General features: G+C 52.0%; 19 protein-coding genes. 13 read left to right on the plus strand and 6 right to left on the minus strand.

Annotated elements, in window-relative coordinates:
* The 3 genes from ACXJJX_RS07300 to ACXJJX_RS07310 all read left to right on the plus strand — a co-directional run.
* Positions 1-471 (plus strand): ABC transporter permease (locus tag ACXJJX_RS07300; protein ID WP_456433659.1); only part of this gene is annotated, 471 nt, incomplete at its 5' end.
* Positions 468-1,304 (plus strand): ABC transporter permease, encoded by an 837-nt coding sequence (locus tag ACXJJX_RS07305; protein WP_456433661.1) that lies wholly within the window; start codon positions 468-470, stop codon positions 1,302-1,304. The genes ACXJJX_RS07300 and ACXJJX_RS07305, both read left to right, overlap by 4 nt.
* The gene (locus ACXJJX_RS07310) at positions 1,301-3,442 is read left to right on the plus strand and encodes a tetratricopeptide repeat protein (RefSeq protein WP_456433663.1); all 2,142 of its coding nucleotides are present in this window, start codon (positions 1,301-1,303) and stop codon (positions 3,440-3,442) included. The genes ACXJJX_RS07305 and ACXJJX_RS07310 overlap by 4 nt, the downstream gene beginning before the upstream one ends.
* A gap of 83 nt (positions 3,443-3,525) precedes the next feature.
* On the opposite strand, the gene ACXJJX_RS07315 is transcribed toward ACXJJX_RS07310, so the two are convergent.
* Complete coding sequence (locus ACXJJX_RS07315) at positions 3,526-3,978, minus strand: PilZ domain-containing protein (RefSeq protein WP_456433665.1); 453 nt, start codon at positions 3,976-3,978, stop codon at positions 3,526-3,528.
* Positions 3,979-4,159: 181 nt separating this feature from the next.
* Here ACXJJX_RS07315 and uvrB point away from each other — a divergent pair, with 181 nt between their 5' ends.
* Positions 4,160-6,166 carry an excinuclease ABC subunit UvrB gene (uvrB, locus tag ACXJJX_RS07320; protein ID WP_456433709.1) on the plus strand — a complete coding sequence of 669 codons (2,007 nt, stop codon included), beginning with the start codon at positions 4,160-4,162 and terminating at the stop codon, positions 6,164-6,166.
* Here the strand turns inward: uvrB and ACXJJX_RS07325 are convergent.
* Both ACXJJX_RS07325 and ACXJJX_RS07330 read right to left on the minus strand, forming a co-directional pair.
* On the minus strand, positions 6,163-7,959 hold the full coding sequence (locus tag ACXJJX_RS07325; RefSeq protein ID WP_456433667.1) for a hypothetical protein: 1,797 nt from the start codon (positions 7,957-7,959) through the stop codon (positions 6,163-6,165). The two genes, uvrB and ACXJJX_RS07325, sit on opposite strands and share 4 nt — an antisense overlap.
* Before the next feature lie 3 nt (positions 7,960-7,962).
* Positions 7,963-8,817, minus strand: a complete 855-nt coding sequence (locus tag ACXJJX_RS07330; protein ID WP_456433669.1) for an AAA family ATPase — start codon at positions 8,815-8,817, stop codon at positions 7,963-7,965.
* Between the two features lie 99 nt (positions 8,818-8,916).
* Here ACXJJX_RS07330 and ACXJJX_RS07335 point away from each other — a divergent pair, with 99 nt between their 5' ends.
* The gene (locus tag ACXJJX_RS07335; protein WP_456433671.1) at positions 8,917-9,723 is read left to right on the plus strand and encodes an MBL fold metallo-hydrolase; all 807 of its coding nucleotides are present in this window, start codon (positions 8,917-8,919) and stop codon (positions 9,721-9,723) included.
* A gap of 42 nt (positions 9,724-9,765) precedes the next feature.
* Here the strand turns inward: ACXJJX_RS07335 and ACXJJX_RS07340 are convergent, their stop codons facing one another.
* Positions 9,766-11,484, minus strand: coding sequence for a PEP-CTERM sorting domain-containing protein (locus ACXJJX_RS07340; protein WP_456433673.1), 1,719 nt, complete (start codon positions 11,482-11,484; stop codon positions 9,766-9,768).
* A gap of 280 nt (positions 11,485-11,764) precedes the next feature.
* On the opposite strand from ACXJJX_RS07340, the gene hisH reads away from it, so the two are divergent.
* The 8 genes from hisH (at position 11,765) to ACXJJX_RS07380 (ending at position 18,815) form a co-directional block, all read left to right on the plus strand.
* Positions 11,765-12,394, plus strand: coding sequence for an imidazole glycerol phosphate synthase subunit HisH (gene hisH, locus ACXJJX_RS07345; RefSeq protein ID WP_456433675.1), 630 nt, complete (start codon positions 11,765-11,767; stop codon positions 12,392-12,394).
* A gap of 17 nt (positions 12,395-12,411) precedes the next feature.
* Complete coding sequence (gene cutA / locus ACXJJX_RS07350) at positions 12,412-12,759, plus strand: divalent-cation tolerance protein CutA (RefSeq protein ID WP_456433677.1); 348 nt, start codon at positions 12,412-12,414, stop codon at positions 12,757-12,759.
* Positions 12,749-13,528, plus strand: a complete 780-nt coding sequence (gene hisF / locus ACXJJX_RS07355; RefSeq protein WP_456433679.1) for an imidazole glycerol phosphate synthase subunit HisF — start codon at positions 12,749-12,751, stop codon at positions 13,526-13,528. Before cutA ends, hisF begins: the two co-directional genes overlap by 11 nt.
* 7 nt (positions 13,529-13,535) lie before the next feature.
* Positions 13,536-14,711 carry an exo-beta-N-acetylmuramidase NamZ family protein gene (locus ACXJJX_RS07360; RefSeq protein ID WP_456433681.1) on the plus strand — a complete coding sequence of 392 codons (1,176 nt, stop codon included), beginning with the start codon at positions 13,536-13,538 and terminating at the stop codon, positions 14,709-14,711.
* A gap of 6 nt (positions 14,712-14,717) precedes the next feature.
* Positions 14,718-15,779, plus strand: coding sequence for a DHH family phosphoesterase (locus tag ACXJJX_RS07365; protein WP_456433683.1), 1,062 nt, complete (start codon positions 14,718-14,720; stop codon positions 15,777-15,779).
* A 132-nt stretch (positions 15,780-15,911) separates the two neighbouring features.
* A complete protein-coding gene (locus ACXJJX_RS07370; RefSeq protein WP_456433685.1) occupies positions 15,912-16,322 on the plus strand; it encodes an FmdB family zinc ribbon protein in 411 nt (136 codons plus the stop codon).
* Positions 16,315-17,559: a glucose-1-phosphate adenylyltransferase family protein gene (locus ACXJJX_RS07375; protein WP_456433687.1), complete on the plus strand. Its 1,245-nt coding sequence runs from the start codon at positions 16,315-16,317 to the stop codon at positions 17,557-17,559. Before ACXJJX_RS07370 ends, ACXJJX_RS07375 begins: the two co-directional genes overlap by 8 nt.
* Positions 17,556-18,815, plus strand: coding sequence for a glucose-1-phosphate adenylyltransferase family protein (locus tag ACXJJX_RS07380; protein WP_456433689.1), 1,260 nt, complete (start codon positions 17,556-17,558; stop codon positions 18,813-18,815). Before ACXJJX_RS07375 ends, ACXJJX_RS07380 begins: the two co-directional genes overlap by 4 nt.
* Here the strand turns inward: ACXJJX_RS07380 and der are convergent.
* Together der and ACXJJX_RS07390 are read right to left on the minus strand one after the other, a co-directional pair.
* Positions 18,812-20,149 (minus strand): ribosome biogenesis GTPase Der, encoded by a 1,338-nt coding sequence (der, locus tag ACXJJX_RS07385; protein ID WP_456433691.1) that lies wholly within the window; start codon positions 20,147-20,149, stop codon positions 18,812-18,814. The genes ACXJJX_RS07380 and der overlap by 4 nt on opposite strands.
* Positions 20,150-20,163: 14 nt before the next feature.
* Positions 20,164-21,120, minus strand: a complete 957-nt coding sequence (locus tag ACXJJX_RS07390) for a phosphotransferase (RefSeq protein WP_456433693.1) — start codon at positions 21,118-21,120, stop codon at positions 20,164-20,166.
* Between the last annotated feature and the right edge of the window lie 7 nt (positions 21,121-21,127).

Here is a 21,127-nt window from a genome sequence, read left to right on the forward strand (position 1 = left end):
CTGATGGGCTATCATGAACTTTCTCTTCTTGAAAAAATTTTAGACTGGGCCAGGCATCTTCTGCTCCCGGTATTTGTTTCGGCCTTTGGGGGATTAGCAGGGCTTTCCCGATATATGCGTTCTTCAATGATTGAGGTCTTAAGACAGGATTACATCGTTACAGCTCGGGCTAAGGGGCTTCCTGAAAGGAAGGTTATCTACAAGCATGCCCTCCGCAACGCCCTTTTGCCCCTTATAACAATCCTTGGACTTTCTGTTCCTGGTCTGGTCGGCGGATCGGTAATCTTTGAATCCATCTTTGCCATCCCTGGTCTAGGCCAGCTTATGTGGACGGCGGTAATGATGAGAGATTATCCGGTCCTGATGGGCAATCTGGTGATTGTTTCTATCCTGACCCTGCTCGGCAACCTTCTGGCCGACATCGGTTATGCCCTAGCCGATCCTCGGATAAGGAAGGGGGTCAAATCATGAGGGATCTACTCTCCAGGGTGATCCTTAATCCCTTGGGATTTGCTGGTTTGTTTATCGTGGGGATTCTCTTCCTGGTGGCTGTTTTATCTCCTCTGATTGCCCCTTATGATCCTTTAGCCATAGATACCAAAGCCATCCTTCAGCCTCCCTCAAAAACTCACCCCCTGGGGACAGATACCCTGGGCCGGGACGTTCTTTCCCGGATGATTTACGGGGCCAGGATTTCCCTTCTGGTGGGGATCGTCTCTGTGGGGATCTCCACGGCTATCGGTATTCTCCTGGGGGCCATTTCCGGATACTATGGGGGATTGGTAGATCAAATCATTATGCGCTTTGTGGACATCATGCTCTGTTTCCCGACGATATTTTTGATTATTGCTGTGATAGCCTTTCTCGAGCCTTCTATCTGGAATATCATGATTGTTATTGGAGCCACTGGGTGGATGGGGATTGCCAGGCTGGTAAGGGCTGAGTTCTTGAGCCTTAAAGAGAGAGAGTTTGTCTTGGCGGCCCGGGCTATAGGGGCTACTAATAACCGCATAATCTTTCGTCATATCCTTCCCAACGCCCTTCCACCGGTTTTGGTTTCGGCTACTTTGGGGGTAGGCTTAGCTATCCTTACCGAAAGTGCCCTTTCCTTCTTGGGTATAGGGGTTCAGCCCCCTACTCCTTCATGGGGGAACATGCTTACCGAGGGCAAGGATAATCTTGAGATTGCTTGGTGGCTTTCAGTCTTCCCGGGTCTGGCCATTTTAGTTACTGTTTTGGGCTATAATCTCCTGGGAGAGGCTATCCAGGAGGCTATTGACCCTCGAAGAAGCTCAAGAAGATGACCTTTCTTCTAGTGATCCTCCTGGGGCTACAACTTCTCGGGTCGGCCTGGGCCCAGGACAAAGAGACCCCTGTTCCCGCCAAAAAGCTTGAGATTGAGATCGAGGCCCCGGCTCCGCCCTGGAGACGGCTCTGGGCTGAGGCCCGGGATTACGTGCGCCGTGGTGACCTTTTGGCTGCAGCTGAGGCCTACAAGGAGCTCCTGTCGTTACGAGGAGGTCTTGATCAGGCCCGCTGGGAATATGCCCAGGTTCTGGAGAGGCTGGGCCAAAGTGAGGAGGCCGTTAGAGAGTTGGGGCTTTACCTGGAGAAAACGCCTCAAAACTACAAGGCTCGATCTCTTCTGGCCTCCCTTCTGCTCAAGAAGAAGCTTTACCCTCAAGCAGAACATCAGTATCGAGAGATCCTTTCGGTTCATCCCCAGGATCCAGAGGCCAAACGAGGATTGGCCCTGGCCCTTTATGGGCAGGGGCGCTTTGAGGAGGCCCTTCCCTTCCTGAGGGATTCGCTAGGATTTTTCTCCAATGACCTGGAACTCAAAAGGGCCTTGGCCCTTACTTTGGTCTCCCTTCAAAAGACCTCCCAGGCGGTGGTCTATCTCCGGGATATCTACCTCGCCGGGGAACGGGACCGCTTGGTACTCAAAAACTATGCCCAGAGTCTGATTGCTATGGATCGCCTTGAAGAAGCGATGCCTATCCTCCGCCAGCTTACCGCCAGTTTTCCAGAGGAGGCCTGGGCCCATCTGGCGTTGGCCAAGATCTTGCTTCAAAAAGGCCGGAATTCTGCAGCCCAAAAGGAGCTTAAGAGTTATCTTTACCGTGTTCCTAAAGACGTAGAGGCCCTTAAGTTATTGGGCAGGATTTGTTTAGAGGCCGGAGATCTCTCCAGAGCCCTCCGTCTTTTCTCCCGAGCTGTCTCTTTTGCCCCTCGGGACACTGAGGCTTTGGATATGCTGGCCACCATTTCTGAAAAGCGCCAGCTCTATCAATCAGCCCTCCGCTATCTCCAAAGAGCTCAAGCCATTGCCAAAGATCGGCAACGCTCTCTTCGTCTGGTCCAGATTCTTATTAAGCTTCGCCGCTATCCGGAGGCCTTGGCCCTTTTAGGGGACTTAAATGATCAAGAAACTCTAAGACTTAAGAGGAAGATCTATAGGCTTACAGGCAGATATGATCTTTTTTTAAAGACCAGGCCTCCGGCCAGAGAGGCCCTTGAGGTTCTCACCTTTTTGGCCCCATTTCGGCCCGACCTCAAAGATCAACTCTGGGCTGAGCTTCCCAGAATGTTGAAAGAGGTAGATGAAGCTTGGATAGGAGAACATCTTGAAGCCCTTTTACGCCTGGGGCTAGGAGCCCAGCTTCTAGAACTTGACCTTCCAGCTGTCAAACGGATTCAGGTTTTGCTGGATCAGAGGCGGATAAATAAGGCCCTTCTGATTCTCAATAAATCCAAAGATGATGATCTTCTACTACTTAGGGCCGAAGTCCTGGCCCGTTTGGGCTGTCGCTCAAAGGCCTTTAAGGCTCTTTATGCCCTGCCGAGGCTTTACTGGTTTGAGGAGAGGCGAATGCGCCTTGAGCCTTTGGCTCTCATCTACTCCGGAGATCTCCACGAGGCCCTTTACCTGATTTTAAAAAGGCTGGCTACCTTTCCGGAGGATGGCTACTACTATGGCCTTTTGCAAGTTGCCTTTTATCGTTTTGGCCTTAAACCCGAGGCCGAGGCCTTAACTTCCCTGGCCGGAAGTATTCCTCCACCGCTTAAAACAAATAAAGGCTTTTGCTTGACCCCGGCCTGGGCCCAGACAAAACCAAAAATTCTAAAAAAGATCCTTGAGGATGATCCGGTCAATGCTGAGGCCCTCTGGCTTCTGGCAAACATTAAGGAGCAAGAGGGAAACAAAAGGGCAGCTGTCGCTCTTCTTTCTAGAGTTGTCGACCTTTTTCCCCGTCATTATGAGGCCCGATTAAGGCTTTATCGGCTCTACAGGGATTTGGGCCAGGAGCCCTCAGCTATTTTGATCCTTAAAACTACAGACTTTAGCCCTCTTTGTCGATTTGAGCCCTGCCAAAGAAGCCTTCTTATAGCTAGCTCTAAATGGGAAGAAAGATTTAAAGCCCTTTCACAGGGGCTTTAAAAAACGGGGGAGGGGGAGGGGAGCCCTCCCCCAAATAAAGGAGGAAGAGGAGAGCGGGCCATGAAATACTTAGGTTGTTTATATTAATGTAGATAACGTACTTTTTCCCTTTTGGCAAGCTCTTTTTTTAAAACTTCAAGTCCGAGATCAAAAATCATCATAAATGTGTCAATATAGGCGTTAATTACCTTTTTTGCCTCTTTTATGACCTTGTCTCGCTTTAAATAATCAATATAAGCCTCCAGTATCTGGCGATCTACTTCATCGGGACTCTCAAAATGAATGCCAAGATAGCGATGCCCCTGGATTTCATTTTCCCATATTACCCTTCCGGATAGGACGAGGCCCTTTATTTTTTGAGGGAAAGGAAGATAAAAGGAGATCTTTTCTCCGAGGGGCTCCCCCTTGGGACAGATCAGGCGGGCACCAGTGGTGGAGATGTCCGTCAACATGAGTTCGGGAAAACGATGTCTTTCAAGCTGTATCGGGACATCCAGGGTAATCCTTTCCGAAGTTCGTCTTTCCGTATGAACCATCTTTTTCAACCTCCCCCCAATTTTTTGGGCTAGGGAAAGCAAACTTTTTGCCAGTTTTTTTGACCCAAATTGGTATATATAATGTTATTTTAGAGTCAGAAATGAGAAAAAAACTTCCTTGACTTTAGAGATTATGAGAAAAGAGATTCTCCCTCAAGAAAAAAAGACTCCATTGAGACCCATTTCTCCTTTCAGACTGGTCTCCTCCCATCGGCCTCGTGGGGATCAGCCCCAGGCCATCCAAACCTTGGTCTCCTGGATCAACTCCGGGGTTAAACACGCTGTTCTTTTGGGGGTTACCGGGAGTGGAAAAACTTTTACCATGGCCAATATTATTGCCCATCTGGGCCGGCCTAGCCTGATCATAGCCCCCAACAAGACCTTGGCGGCCCAGCTATACAATGAATTCCGCCAGCTGTTTCCAGAAAATGCCGTGGAGTATTTTGTCTCTTATTACGATTATTATCAGCCTGAGGCTTATATCCCCCAGACCGATACTTACATCGAAAAGGACGCCTCCATCAACGAGTTGATAGATCGCTTGCGTCATTCCGCAACTTCAGCCCTCCTTTCGCGACGGGATGTCATTATCGTGGCCTCGGTTTCCTGTATTTATGGACTGGGCTCTCCTGAGGAGTATTCTCGAATGCATCTTTATCTTCGGCAGGCAGAAGAGCGCCCTCGGGATCAGATCATCCGGCGCCTGGTAACCATGCACTACGAACGGAATGACTATTCCTTCTCCCGGGGGACTTTCCGGGTGCGGGGGGATGTTATCGAGATCTTCCCGGCCTCTGAAGAACGAAAGGCTATCCGGATAGAACTCTTCGGCGATGAGGTCGAGGCCATCAGAGAGATAGATCCCTTGAGGGGGCGCGTCCTTCGTTCCCTTAAAGAAGTGGTCATCTATCCCGGATCCCACTATGTAACCTCGAAAGATCGTCTAAAGCAGGCCATTTCCTCTATCAAGACTGAACTCATGGAACGGGTGGCTTGGTTTACAAGACAGGGCCGCGAGCTTGAGGCTAAAAGATTGCTTCAGCGGACCATGTTCGATTTGGAGATGCTGGAGGAGATCGGCTTCTGCCATGGCATAGAAAATTACTCCCGCCATCTGGATGGCCGCCGGCCAGGGGAGCCCCCCTATACCCTGCTCGACTATTTCCCTGATGATTACCTCATCTTTATCGATGAAAGCCACATCACCATTCCTCAGCTCCAAGGAATGTATCGAGGGGATCGTTCTCGAAAGGAGACTTTAGTTGAATATGGTTTCCGGCTTCCTTCCGCCCTTGATAATCGGCCCCTTACTTTTGAAGAGTTTGAAGCCCGGGTAAACCAAGTTGTCTATGTCTCGGCTACACCTGGAGACTACGAACTTAAGAAGGCCGGGCCCTACGTGGTTGAGCAGATCATCCGACCTACGGGCCTAATGGATCCTAAAATTGAGGTCCGGCCAGCGGACAACCAGGTAGACGATCTCTTAGCAGAGATCAAAAAGCGGGTGGCTCGAGGGGAGAGGGTTCTGGTAACCACCCTGACAAAACGGATGGCCGAAGAACTTACGGAATATTACGCCAACCTGGGGATTAAGGTCCGTTATCTTCATTCCGATATCAAGACCCTGGAGCGGGCTCGAATTATTCGGGATCTGCGTAAAGGGAAGTTTGACGTCCTGGTAGGGATCAACCTCCTCAGAGAAGGGCTTGATCTTCCAGAGGTCTCCTTAGTGGCCGTGTTCGATGCCGACAAGGAGGGATTTCTGAGGTCAGAGCGTTCTCTGATCCAAGTGGCCGGAAGGGCGGCCCGAAACGTAAACGGTATGGTGATCCTCTATGCTAATGAAATTACAGGCTCAATGGCCCGGGCTATTGCCGAGACGGAGCGACGTCGGAGGATCCAGGAAGAGTATAATCGCCGTCACGGGATTACTCCCAAAACCGTGATCCGTTCAGTCGAAGATGCTCTGGCTAGCCTTGAGGAGACAGACTATCTGGATCTTACCCGCTTGGTCCCAGAGGAGATCGACCAAGAGTTCTCCGATCTTAATCAACTCAAAGCGGCCATCTCGCAGACGGAGAAGGCCATGCGTCAGGCGGCCCAGAGGCTTGAGTTCGAAGAGGCCGCCCGTCTTCGAGACCGCCTATTTCGTCTTAAAGATCTTCTGATCAAGGCTTCTGGAACTTAAGGGTCTATGTACTTGTGAGCATAGGTCCGGACGTGATGCCCATCGAGGACGTGAAAGGTTCGAATCTTTTTTAGAAAACTAGGCGAGAACTGCCCCAAAGGTAGATAGATCACCTTTTTTCCCAGGCGCTGGGCAAAGGTTTTAGCCAACCCCGTAGGGGGTCTATGAGCAATATAGACAACGAATTTTTCAAGGCTATAGTCGATGGCGGCCAAGAGAAGGCGTTCGGGCTTGTTGCGAGCCAGATCAAAGTAGGGATCTTCCCAGATGTCTGGGTAGATACGCTGGGGTGGATAAGTAAGCATAAATCCTCCATAGTGGCAACGGGAGATCCCCGGTCCTATGATTACCTCCCCGGCAGCAGTGGCATAAAAGGCCATATCGGATTCCTGATCATGTTCGCCAAGCCAGGTAAGCCGCCAGGGGAATTCTTCTGGAGTCTTCTCATCGGGATCAAAGATAACCACCACCGAGCCCACCTTGCCCCGGATGGCTGGCTGATCATAGACGTAGAGACGTCCTTGGTAGAAATGGCGAATAGTCTCCCGCAGATCGAGCCCTTCCCTCATGGAAACCGTAAAGGGTTCTACCCGTCGACGATCCTCAGTCAAGACCTTTAAGGCCTTCTCCTGCATTCGACGCCCAAAGCCCTCAACGACTACGTCTTCGGGGGGGAAGGAGCAGATATTGATCCCCAGGAAGGTCTTTTTCCACTCTCCAGGTCTTTTTTCCCGGGGGCGCCTTATAGGACTTAGACGTCGGCGACCCTTTAGGCGTCGGAAGAAACGGATCTTTTTTCCCGCCCGGTGCAAATCTTCTAGAGTAATTCGAATAGGAAGAAGATCTTCCCTGTCGGGGAAGAACGGATACTCAGTAGCCTCCTTCAATACCTCCCAGGCAAATTCATCTCCCGCAGCCCCCCGGCAGGCTACAATAAACTGGTAAAGATCCGGAGTCAGTCTGCCGGTGGCCAAGGCATAGTTGCGGGCAAACTGGGCCAGAACTTGGCGGCTATGGGGGTCAAGTCGCTCCTTGTTTACCTTAAGGTGACGTTTTTCCCCGGCCCTAAGGAGGTCTTCATAAAGATGCCAACGATCAAGGGGACTAAAGTTTCCCTTCCTTGAGGCCTCATAGGCAGCCTGGAAGAAGGCCGGCTCAGAGAGGACCTCCCGGGCCGAGATCCGATCAAGGGCAAATAGCTTCACTCCCGGCCGTCTTAAACGCTCAAGGGGATGGGCCAGGGGGGCCTCAAGGAGCCTCATGACGTTCTGAGCATGGGCCAAACCGCAGATAAAGACCACTCTTGTATATAGTTTGGCAATTTCGCGGAGATGATAGGCCATAGTCTGCTCTCTGAGTTCATCTTGAGGCCCCTTGGGAAACTTTCTTTCGAGGAGCGCTCCACAATAGGTATCGTAACCCAGGCGACTTAAGGCGTAGGGGTCAGGTAGGGGGTCCCGGAGATCGGGGTACCCCTCGGTATCCCGATCGATGAAAAAGACAGGGATTCCCCTTTCAAGCCCCTGACGGACGGCCTCAATGAAGGGATCCGCTGGCTCGATTAGCAGATAGACGGTTTGGCCCTGGGAATCTTCGTAGGTGACCACAGACAGATAGGGTAGCCTCCTGACGCCTCTAAGGACGGCCTCCTTGAGGGTTGGGGGCAACTCTACGGCGATGGCCTCTGGAGAAAGCCTCTGTAGGCGTCTTCCTATAGCCCAGGCGAATTCAAGACTTCCGTGAAGGGCCGGGAGAATAGTGATTTTTGAGGAGGCAAGCTCCTTGGTCAACATGTCCTAGTTTATCGGGGCTAACCTTGGTCCAGATGATCCAGGTAGATAGACAAAGGCCGCCCGACCTACGATCTGATCAATCGCCGTCTTAACAGCGGCAATCTTGTCTTTTTCCACCCCGGCTGAAAGACACTTTAAGGCGTACCGGGCGATGTTGATTCCATCCCGAACACTATATGGCTCTCCAGCGCGATGGGCGGCCTGGAGAAAAGAGACTACGTAGTCGAGGATCTCCTCCTCAGCAAAAGGAAGATTGGCCTTTAGGATAGCTAGCTCCTCTTCAGCCTCCGGGAAATCTACGTGGATGATAGGTTTTAATCGAGAATGGATATATTCCGGGACTTCAAAGGTAGAGGCGTCTTCATTCATGGTTACACAAAGACGGAAGTCCCGGTGGGCCTTGATCTTTACCCCGGCAACGATGGATTCCACGTAACGTCGGGCATCAAGGAGGGGGGCTAGCGAGGCCCAGCTCTTTTCGCTCATGCGGTTGGCCTCATCAATCACGGCTACGGCCCCGCGGAGCATGGCGGTGACGATAGGGCTGGCCATGTAGCGGATCTTTCCCGCCTCAGAGATCACCGGGGTGACCAGCAGATCCTCTGGTCGCGTGTCAGCGGTGGCCTGGAAGATATAGACCTCTCGCCCCAGCCTTTTAGCAGCCATATAGGCCAACGTGGTCTTTCCCACCCCAGGGCGGCCTACCAGTCGAGGATTAAGGGGTATGTCTTCTGGAGTAACCAGCATCCAGGCTGCTAGGACCTGAAGGAGAAGGTCCTCCTGACCTACCCAGGAAAGATCCAGCTCATCTGGATGGCTGAGATAAAGAGTAACGCCTTCTATTGTAACCGTCTCCATGGGATTGCCTACCTGAGCTAAAGTTTAACCCTAATTTTAACACAATCTTCAAAAATTTTTACTTGTCCTCGGGTCCCTAACGACCTAGATTTGTCGGGCATGAGGCTTTTCTTTTTAGGGACATCAGGTTCTGAGGGGATTCCCTGTCCAGGTTGTCATTGCCCTAGCTGTCAAGAGGCCCGTAGCCAGTCGGCCTTTGAACGCCGGCCTACTGCTGTCTTGATAATTGGCCTCAAGGGCGAAGCTCTATTAGTGGACGCCGGTCTTGATGTTGTTCCCTTTGTAGATGGTCTATCCCTGGCCGGGGTTTTACTGACTCACTGGCATGCTGACCACCTTACCGGTCTTCCCCGTCTAAGCTGGCACAAGAGGCCAATTCCATTTTTGGCCCCGCCGGTCAAAAGGCCACCTTTTATTCTCAAGACAGGCCTCAGGTCTCTTTGTCCTAAACCCTTTGAGCCATACAGCCTGGGAGGCTTTAAGGTTTTTGCCTATCCTCTAAGCCACGCTGGAGTTCCCACCTGGGGGTATTTTATCCTGGAGGAAGAAACCGACCAACGGTTAGCCATCCTTTGGGATACCAAGGGGTGTCCCCTCCAGAGCCGCCGTTTCTTAGAGAGACACCGTCCCCACTTGGCCTTGGTGGATGCTACCTATCCGCCGGGGAAGGGGGCTTTAAACCATAACAGCCTTGATGAGGCTGCCGATCTCGGACTCTCCCTGGCCTCAGAGGTTTTTCTTACCCATATCTCCCACAATAACTGGCCCACCTTGATGATCGAACGCTACCTGGCCATCCACTATCCCTATGATCCGGTGGCTCTGGCCTACGACGGTCTAAAACACGATCTGTCTGTCTCGCTAAGGAGCTCCCTCAGATTTCCTGCCCCAGCCGGAATTATTTAGCGTCAGAAAGAGGGAGGGCCCTATTAGAGCCCTCCCTCTTTCCTAATTAGAGACTTTTCTTCTTTTAAGGAACCAGGCCCCAAGGAGGCCATTTCCTAGGAGGATGAGGCTTGCCGGCTCAGGTGTGGGGATAGGCGTCTGGGTGACTTTGGCGGTTCCGGCATTGACAAAGCTAAGTCCGGTGACAAAAGCCAGAGGATTACTGGGATCAAGGCCGGCCCGAGGATCGATCCCCAGGATCCGGAAGAGGGTTATCCCGTTGGGGAAGTCCGGATTGCCGTCAAGGTCAAGGTCAAGATCCAGAAAGGAGAACTGGACGCCTCCGGTGATGTCAATCTCGGTATCGAAGAACTCGCCGCTTACGTTGTCAAAAAGCCAGAGATCGTAGAGATTGTCTGCCCCAGCATAAAGGCTGGTCTCGTCTGGCAGGAGCACGGAGGCAAAGGCGTTGCCGTTGACCTCATAGTCATAACCGATGGCCACCGCCGGATCAAAGTAGTAGATGACATCAGGGTTGACTGGTATCTCCTCAAACTCAAAAGGCCCTCCAGGAGGAATCTCGCCTGGCGGAAGAAGCGGGTAATTAGGATCAAGGCCGTAGACGAAAGACGAAGCCGCATCCGCGGTATAAAGAGTGGCCACCGGGTTGCCAGTGCTGGCATCAAGAAGCTGGGCCAAGGCAAAATCTGGATAGCCGTCACCATCGTTGGTCAGGAAGTTGGCGTAAAAGTGCACAATAGCCCCGGCTTCGGCGTAAAAGGTCGGGGACTGAAGATATGTCCCAGTGGTTCCGCCCCACTGTGAGGTATCAACCACTGGGCTATCAGGAGAGGGGAGGGAGGCTTCTCCTTCTATGACTCCCGAAAGATCGGATCCGTTGATTTGGGCGTATATTTGGGCCGTCACAGAGATCTGTCCAACTCCTACACCCAGTTCCCCTCCATAAGAGCCTTCATAAAGCTCAAGATAGCCTTCATAGGGGCTCTCTTGACCTGGATAGATGCCCCAGCCACCGGAAAGACTTGTAGTATAAAGCTCTCCGTAAGCATTTCCAAAGCCATAAGGACCATCAAAGTTTCCATAAAACTCGCCGCTTAGAGGGATATCGGTGCTTGCAAAACTTCCGGTTACATCTCCGGTGTCGAGATCGATAGTTCCAGTAAGGGTGCCGGTGAAATAATAGGTATCATAGGCCGTCTCTCCTACGGTATCGATATAGGCAAAGTAATTACCATTTACGGCCGGCACCCCGGGAACATTGGTTGAGACCCCGGCATGACCACCGACAGTCCAATCTTCGGGTATCCCGGCCTCGAAACTCTCTGAGAAGTAGCTTGTAGTGGTCACCCCATCGCTTTTGGCCACCCAGATGTTATCAATGGCCAGGGCTGAATCATAGATTTCGTCGTAGATGTCGCTGACCAGAAAGAACAAAGAGTAGTAGCCTGAATTGGGAATGGTGTAGGTGGATTGGACCCAACCAGAGGCCCCTCCCGGATAGCCGGCATAGGCTACCGGCCCATAGGTGACCCCTCCCAGGGGGCCGGCTATGTTGGCTACCCAGGGTACCGGGGCCGGCGAGAGACTGACGCCCGGGCTTATGGACGGGAGGAAATCCACACTGTCTGCGGGGACGGCCAAATTACCTCCCTCTCCACTGCTTATCCCTCCACCTCCAAAGGCTACATCCCCTGCTTGGGCAAAGGGAGCAAGTAGAAGGGAGAGAAGAAGGCTAAAGAAAAGGCATTTTCGAAATACCATGGCCACCTCCCTGAGATTTTTTTGAGTTTTTGTACAATTTGCTATGTGTCACTATGGTATCCATCAAGTATATAACAAACTATGTGCCATATAAATGTTTTCTTTCAGGGCTCCTAGAGGTCCAGTTTTTAGTTCTTAATAAGGGAACAGTCCTAGAGAATGTGAAAAAAAGTTCCCTTTATGGGAAAAGATTTTCTTTTCTGAATGCGGTTCTTTTCTTGCCAGGGGGGGCGAGAAGATATAAATTCAGGCCCGTATTCGATAAAGAGGCGAGGTAATCATGATCGGGATTATCGATTATCGGGCCGGCAATCTGACCAGTGTGGCCAGGGCTCTTAGGTATCTGGGCTACTCCTGTGAGGTCACCCACGACCTTGATCGGCTCCGTCGGGCTGAAAGGATCATCTTTCCGGGAGTCGGGGCTGCGGGTCAGGCCATGGCCGATCTTAAAGACTTGGGGCTTGAGGAATTCTTAAAAGAGACTGTCCATCAGGGGCGTCCTCTTATGGGGATCTGTCTAGGGACTCAGATCATATTTGAGGCCAGTGAAGAGGATGGGGGGACGCCCTGTTTGGGACTTTTACCCGGGGTAGTAAAAAGATTCCCCGACCCCCTTCTGGATAAAGCCGGGCAGAGACTTAAGGTTCCTCATATGGGCTGGAATCAGGTACGCTGGGAAAAGGAACATCCGGTCTTCTCCGGCCTTGATCCGGCCCATGAATTCTATTTTGTCCACAGTTATTTTCCGGCCCCGGCTGATGAAGACATTGTCTGTGGGCGTACAGATCATGGAATCGTCTTCGTTTCGGCAGTGGCTAAGGATAATATGGTGGCCGTCCAGTTCCATCCAGAGAAAAGTGGTCGTCCGGGGCTTAAAATCCTGGATAACTTCTGTAAATGGCGCCCTTAGGCAAAGGAGTTTCTAAGATGGAAGACATTGTCCTTCTTTATGTTACGGCCTCGGGTAAAGATGAAGCCGTGAAGATTGGTCGAGCCTTGGTCGAGAGCCGGCTGGCAGCCTGTATCAACGTCTTTGAGCAGATTACCTCCCTTTACTGGTGGGAGGGACGGATCGAAGAGTCTCCAGAGGCGATCTTGATCATCAAGACCCGCTCGGAGCTGGTCCCTCAGATAAAAGAGAGGATTCTTGACCTTCATTCTTACTCCTGTCCATGTATATTGGTTCTGCCGGTAACCGGAGGGCATCAGCCGTTTCTGGACTGGATCCGCTCCGAGATCCCAACAGGCCCTAAGGAGGCCAAAGATGCTCAGTAAGCGGATTATCGTCTGCCTCGACGTCAAGGACGGGAGAACTACTAAGGGAATCAAATTCAAAAACAATGTCGATGTTGGTGATCCGGTGGAGATGGCCCGGGTCTATTACGAAGAGGGGGCCGACGAGATTGTCTTCTACGATATTACGGCCAGTGCCGAACACCGGGGTATTATGATCGAGGTGGTCCGCCAGACTGCCGAGCAGATCTTTATCCCCTTCTCGGTTGGTGGAGGGATTCGAACCGTAGAAGACATGAGAGAGGTCCTTCTAGCCGGGGCCGAGAAGGTCTCGGTAAACACAGCCGCTGTTCTGAATCCAAGACTCATCTACGATGGGGCCAAGGCCTTTGGAAGCCAGTGTATTGTCTTGGGGATGGATGTCAAACGCGTCAGCCCTTCAAGTAAGGTGCCTTCAGGCTATGAAATCTGGATCCACGGGGGGCGGACTCCTATGGGGATCGATGCCCTTTGGTGGGCCAAAGAGGCCGAGAACCTAGGGGCAGGAGAGATCTGCCTTAACTCCATAGATGCCGATGGCACCAGGGAAGGCTATGAGATGACCATTACCCGAGTGATCTCTGAGGCGGTAAACATCCCGGTGATTGCCTCAGGGGGGGCAGGCCATCCGGAACATCTCTGGGAAGTTCTTACCGAAGGTCAGGCTGATGCCGCTTTGATTGCCTCTATGGTCCATTACGGGACTTATTCTATCTCTGATATCAAGGAACATCTTCATCAAAAAGGGGTCAGAGTCCGCCGCCTCTGGTAGGAGCCTTATGGTCGCTACCGGTCTTTCTCGACTCCTTGCTGAGCCCCCAGGCTGGCTCAAAGGACGAAGGTTAGCCCTTTTGTGTCATCAAGCCTCGGTGGATGAAGGCCTTCGTCCGGCCCCTAACCTAATTGCCGCTGCCTTCCCTGGCCAGTTGAAATGTCTTTTTGCTCCCCAGCACGGCTTTTTTGCTCAAAAACAGGATAATATGGTCCCCTCGGCCGATGGCCTTTATGAGTCCTTAAACGTTCCCATCTTTAGCCTTTATGGCCGTCGATTGGCCCCAGAGCCAGAGATGCTTGATCTTTTCGATGTCCTTTTGGTCGATCTTCAAGATGTAGGTTGCCGGGTCTATACCTTTGCCTCGACGATGTTTCTGGCTATGGAGGCCTGTGCCCGGGCGGGCAAGACCGTGGTCATCCTTGATCGTCCTAATCCTATCGGCGGCCTAGGCCCAGAGGGCCCTTTTTTGCTTGAACCTTGGCGCTCCTTTGTGGGCATGGTGCCGGTGGCCCTCTGTCACGGACTTACTCTGGGGGAACTGGCCCTTGTCTATCTTCAAACGGCCAAAGTTGATCTTGATCTTCAGGTAATTACCATGGCCGGCTGGCGGCGGTCTGTCTTCTTCGACGAGACCGGACTTCCTTGGGTAATGCCTTCTCCCAACATGCCCACCCTGGAGACAGCCCTAGTATATCCTGGACAGGTAATCCTCGAGGGCACCAACCTCTCTGAGGGGCGGGGCACCACCCGCCCCTTTGAGATTTTTGGTGCTCCCTTTGTGCGGCCGGCAGAAATCCTCTCCTGGATCTCTGATCGTTACGAACTTCCAGGGGTCTTCCTGAGAGAGCTTATCTTTGAACCAACTTTTCACAAATGGCAGGGAGAAACCTGTCGAGGATTCCAGATCCACGTAATAGATAGAACCCGTTTTGAGCCTGTCTGGACGACGCTAGTCCTCATCCAGGCAACAGCTAGCCTCTATCCCCAGGACTTTGCCCTCAAGGCCCCGCCATATGAGTATGACTACCGTAGGCTCCCCATGGACCTTATAATAGGAGATTCAGGCTTAAGGGAAGCACTCCTTGGTGGTGATGATCTGCGGTCGTGGAGGCAAAGCTGGCGTCGGGATTCAAAGGTCTTCTTCAGCGAATGGGGGCATCTACTTCTCTATGAGGAGTGATGGTTTATGGCCAACGGAAAAAACGGAAAAAGCAATAATGGTAAGGGCCGAACAAACGCTTCCAAGGCCTGCCTTGAGCCTAAGGTGTGTCGTTGGAAGTCCAACAAAGAGCGTCTCCGGGCCTTCCTCTCCCTATTTAAGAAGGAAGATGCTGTTTTAGTTACCATCTGGGCCGATCCAGATTCCTTGGCTAGTGCCCTAGCCATAAAAAGGCTCCTCACCTACCGGGTCAGTAGCGTGACTATTGCCCATCCCAATGAGATCAAGCGGGTCAACAATCAGGCTATGGTCCAGCTTCTGAAGATTCCCTTGGTTAAATTGCGTTCGGTAAAGATGGTCGATTTTAGCAAGAAGATCATTGTTGACTCCCAGCCACCTCACTTTCCAGAATTCTCCAGCATAGAATACGACGTGGTCATTGATCACCATCCTTTGACCTCTGGATGGCAGGCCCCTTTTGTAGATATACGTCCAGAATATGGGGCCGTCTCTTCAATGATGACTGAATATCTTAAGGCTGCAGGGATTAAACCTTCAGTGGCCCTGGCTACAGCCCTATTCTATGGCATCAAGGTAGATACCAGAAACTTTGAAAAACAGGCTACCGTCCACGATGTCTTAAGCTTTCAGTATCTTTTTAAACGCATCAACCGCCATTTGGTTCACAAGATAGAGGCCTCAGATATCCGGCGTTCGGAGCTCAAATATTTTCGGACGGCCTTTGATGTCATGAAGATTTATAAAAGTCGGATCTTTGCCCACCTGGGTAAGGTCCACAATCCGGATATTCTGGTGGTGGTGGCTGACTTTTTTAATCACGTCCACGACATCGGCTGGGTTTTTGTCTCCGGGGAGTATAAAGACAAGTTGGTGGTTATTATCCGTTCAGACGGTTATCGAAAAAATGCCGGCTCTTTGGCCAAAAGGGCCTTTGGTCAACTGGGGACAGCTGGTGGCCATCGAGAAAGTGCTCGGGCAGAAATCCCCCTTGAGAATCTAGAGAACTTGGCTCGTAACTTCTCTACCCGGACCCTTCAGCGCCTAGTAAGTAAACACTTTCGTTCCTAAAGACCTTCTGTGCTTAAGGTCTTTCTTCTTTTTATCCAGTTTGGGCTAAAATGGCGGAGCTCAGATCTCTCCTGGTCTAAGGAGATAAATCCTGATAAGGAAGTAAAAAGCTTCTCTGGGGGGTGGTAACTTATGCCCATCTACGAATATTGGTGCCGAGATTGCCGCCGCATCTCCTCCCATTTGGTTCTCAATGCCGCCTCTTTTAAACCCTATTGCAATCACTGTGGAGGAGAAAGGCTTAAGAAGCTTATCTCCCGGGTTCACGTTCGTCTCTCTGAGGAAACAAGGCTCGAGAGGCTTGCCGATCCAGCCCTGTTGGGCAACATCGATGAGAATGATCCCAAAAGCATGATGAAGATGCTGCGAAAAATGGAAGCGGCCGTAGGAGAAGACCTGGGGGAAGATCTTGACCAGATGATGGAAGAAGTCATGGAAACGGAGCAGGGCCAAAGAGAGCCAGTGGAGCTTGAAGATTCAGGGGGCGAGGTCTCTGCGGAGGCCTCAAAAGCAGTTAGAACCCAAGGAGAAGACCATGGATAAAGTCTTGGCAATGATCCTGGCAGGCGGAAGGGTAGATGAGCTTTCGGTGTTGACCTTCTTTCGGCCCAAATCGGCCGTACCCTTTGGAGGGCTTTATCGGGTAATAGATTTTGCTATGAGTAACTTGATGCATTCGGGCATTGAGAGGGCTGGTGTCCTCTCCCAATATCGACCCTATTCTCTGATTAACCATCTAGACGCCGGTGCTCCTTGGGATATGGTAGGGCGCAAGCGCGGGGTCTTTATTCTTCCGCCCTTCAAGGGACTTCAGGCTTCTGATTGGTATAAAGGTACGGCGGACGCTGTCTATCAGAATCTTGATTTCATCGACCGCTTTGATCCGGAGCTGGTTCTTATTCTCTCTGGTGATCATATCTACCGAATGGACTATCGCCCTCTGCTGGATTTCCACCGCCGCCATCGGGCCGATCTTACGGTTGCTTTTACAGAGATAAGGGACTTTACCGGAGCCCATCGTTTCGGCCAAGGAGAGATAGAGGATCTTGAGACCCACGGTGGCCCTTTGGTGAGCTATATAGAGAAGCCTCAGGAACTTATCTATCCTTGGGCCAGTCTGACGATCTATGTTTTCCGTAGGCCGGTTCTGGAGGAAGTTCTGGAAGCCAATGCTCAGGAGAATTCTCATGAATTCGGCCGGGACATCATTCCCAAAATGCTGGGGATATATCGGGTCTTCGGCTACAAACATCGGGGGTATTGGGGCTATAGCCGGACTATTGAGGAATTCTGGCAAACCAACATGGATCTTTTGGGCCCTATCCCTAAGATTGATCTCTGCGCTTGGCAGGTGAGGACAAATCTGGCCCACCGGGCCGTTCGGGACCGGCAACCCACGGTTATTGGGGCCCGGGCCCGGATCGAAAATACCCTCTTTTATAACGGGAGTGAGATTCTGGGAGAGGTAAAAGATTCTATACTCTTCCCCGGTGTTAAGGTGGCCGAAGGAGCGATAGTCCGTAACTCAGTCCTCTTCTACGACACGGTGGTGGAAAAGGGGGCCTATCTTGAGAAGACCATCACTGATGCCGGGGTGATCATCGAAGCTGGGGCCTGCCTGGGCCAAGGTGCTGGACCGGATGGTCCGGTTACTGTCGTCGGACGTCAGAGCCGGGTAGCCTCTGGAGTGAGGATAGAGCCGGGGGTGACCATTTATCCTCATCTCTCACCAGAGGCCTTTAGCCGAAAGAGTTACGGATCTGGGGAGGTCATCCAATGAGGGACGTCATCGCCGTTTTGCTGGCCGGAGGGGTAGGGAGCCGCCTTAATATTCTGGTCCGCCATCGGGCTAAACCCGCTGTTCCGTTTGGGGGAATCTATCGCATTATTGACTTTACCCTTTCCAATGTGGCCAACTCTGGTCTGGCCCAGGTGGCCGTGCTGACCCAATACAAACCCCTTTCGCTTATGGATCATATCGGAGATGGCTCTGCTTGGGACTTTATCGGCCGGAGCCGATCCGTAAAGATACTCCCCCCAAAAACCGGAGAAAAAGACTGGGACTGGTACCGTGGCACCGCTGATGCTGTCAGACAAAATCTGGAGTTCATTACTGCCCGCTATTCGAAAAACGTCCTCATTCTCTCTGGAGATCACGTCTATTATATGAACTATGCCGATATGATTCGTTTCCATAGGGACAAAAAGGCCCAGGTGACCATTGCCATGATGAAGGTTCCCTGGGAGCTTACTGACCAGTTCGGAATCGGCATTGTCGATGAGGGGGGGCGGATTGTGGATTGGGAGGAGAAACCGGCTAAGGCCCGCTCCAACTTGGCTTCCATGGGGATCTATGTCTTTGACACTGATTATCTTGTCCGGACCCTTAAGGAGGTTGGGGGAGATGATTTCGGGATGCACATCATTCCTCGGGCCCTCAATGAGGCCAGGGTCTACGCCTTTCCCTTTACCGGCTACTGGCGAGATGTAGGGACGGTCCAGGCCTACTGGGAGGCCAACCTTGATCTCCTGCGGCCAAGTTCAGACCTCACCCCCGAGGCTTGGCAGATATATACCAACCTTGAAGCCGAAGGCCTTACCTATGATCGTCCTCCGGTTCAGATCTTTCCTGGAGCCCAGGTCATAAAAAGTGCCATCTCACCGGCCTGTATCATCCACGGCCGGGTAGAAAACTCGATTCTTTCCCCTGGGGTCTTTGTCGGCAAGGGGGCCGTGGTTAGGGATTCGGTCGTTATGCACGACACCCGAATAGAATCTGAGGCCATAGTGGAACGAACCATTATTGATAAAGAAGTTGTTATCGGGGCAGGGGCGGTGGTTGGTCAAGGCGATCGCACCAAGGCCAATCGGGACTGGCCCAAACATCTTTATTCCGGCCTTACTTTGGTTGGCAAATGGGCCATTGTTCCCCCAGGGGCCCGAATTGGAACGAACTGCATTGTCTATCCCCGGGTTGACCTTTCCCACTATGGCCAGCAGAAGATACTTCCAGACGGTGAGACCCTCAAGGTCTAAGGGCGTCTGGGACGCTTCTTGAAGACCAACTTCAAGGGGCTTGAGGCCAATTCCAGGTACTCCCTAAGCTTGCTGGTCAGGAAGCGGCGGTAGCTTTCTGGAATCTCTTCAGGGTAGTTGGTAAAGATAAGAATGGTTGGTGGCTTAATCTTTACCTGGGTAGCATAGTAAAACTTTATTTTTCGCCCGCTGGTAGTACTAGGTAGTCTCTGGGCCGTGGCTTCCTTAAGGGCTCGGTTAATGGCTGATGTGGGTAGCTTTCGGCTATAGTCGGCATAGACTCGGTCGATGATCTCCAGGATCTTAGCCACTCTCCGGCCAGTAAGGGCTGAGGTGGTGATGATAGGGGCATAGGGAACAAAGCGGGCTCCATAGCGGACGGCCTCTTTGAGACGATTGGCTTCTTCCCGGCGTCCATCGAGCAGATCCCACTTGTTGATGACGATGACACAGCCTTTTCCAGCTTCTTCCACATAGGAGAGGATCTTTTGATCTTGGTCGGTGATGCCCTCTTCGGCGGTGAGGACCACTACGGCAACATCACAGGCTCTGATACTCGATAAGGCCTTGAGGACACTAAACTTCTCAAGTTTTTTTTGGGTCCGCGAACGGCGTCTGATGCCGGCTGTATCAATGAGGAGATAGCGGCTACCTTCCGGGGTCTCAAGAAGGGTATCAATGCTGTCTCTAGTAGTACCGGGTAAGTCGCTGACGATCATCCGGGGCTCTCCCAAAAGTCGATTGACTAGGCTTGATTTCCCCACGTTTGGTCGCCCTACAAAGGCTATTTTAATAACCTCACTGGCCTCTTCCTCAACCCCAGCCTCTGGTAGCCACTTTCTGATGGTCTCCAAAAGTTCTTCGATGCCGAAGCCCTGAGTGGCAGATATCGGCAGAAGATCCTCTGGGCCCAACCGATAGAATTCGGCCAAGGCCTCTTGATCCCTGCGGGCCTCCACCTTGTTGACCACATAGATGGTCGGCTTTCCAGAAGTCCGGACCAAGCCTGCAACCTCTTCATCAAGGGGGGTGAGACCGGTCTTGGCATCGAGGACCAGGAGTACCAGGTCGGCTTCTTCAATTCCAGCTCTTGTCTGTTCAAGGGTAAGTCTGGCCAGTTGATCTTCGGCCCTCGGGAGGATGCCACCAGTATCGATGAGGATAAAGTCTCCCTCTTCGGTCTTTACCCGGCCGTAGACTCTGTCTCGGGTCACCCCCGGGGTGGGCTCTACCAAGGCTTTCCGGCTCCGGGTAAGCCGATTAAACAGGGTTGATTTACCAACATTGGGGCGACCGACAATGGCCACCCGGGGGAGATTTGTCTGCTGTTTCATGGCAGAAAAAGACCTTAAGGGGCCAGAAGGCTGACGTCAACCGGAAGATCTCGGACAAAGGCCTTAAGAGAGGCAAAGGTCGAGAAGGTCTCCCGCCCTAAAAGGGCCTTGAGTTTGGCAATTCCAGCAGGGATATAACCTCGGAAGTGGTCCTTGCCGGCGAGGCTTAGCCGCACAAAGGCCGAGAGGGCCTGAAGAAGACGGTGTAAGGCCAGGAGATCATACTGGCGCCGGAATGTCTTTTCGTTCTCTCCAGTGATCTGGATGTAAATCTGCAGCAGCTCCTCTTCCAGATTTTCAGGGAGATTCAAGTAGGGATCTTTTAAGAAAGAGGCCAGATCGTAGGCCGGAGGTCCTAGGCGAAGGCCCTGAAAATCTATAAGCCGGAGACGTCCTTCCTTGAGCATCAGGTTGCGGGACTGAAAATCCCGATGAAGGAGTACCGGGGATCCAAAAGAGGTTTCTGCCAGACGGGCCAGGATAAAGAGCTCCTTGGCTACTGGTTGAGGAAGGGGAGAACCCAGGGCCTCAAGACAGAAGTATCTGGCAAAGGCTGCCGATTCACGGGAGACCATCAACCTCCGATCGTAATATCTCGTCTCCAGGAACACTCTTGGGCCCTGGTTGGGATCGATCCTCTGAAGCCGGATGAGGATCTCCAAGACCTCTTCTAGGAGGGCCCTTTGGCCAGAATTTTGATAGGCCTCCTGAAGCAGAAGATCCCCGAGATCTTCAGCGAGAATGATCCCGACTTCGGCCCAGAAATAGTAGCCTTGAGGGACAGGAATCCCCTGGCTGGAGAGAAATTGGTTCCAGATCCACCAACAATGGGCCTCAAAGAGGCCATCTGGTCCTGGAACGATGACCACCATAGGGCCATATTGGGTTTGAAGGCGGAAAAAATGTCTATTGGATCCGTCTCCGGAAAGGCGACTGAGGTAGGTTATCTTGAGTCCGAAAAGCTGGGACACTTCCTTT

It is taken from the genome of Thermosulfuriphilus sp. (assembly GCF_054026695.1).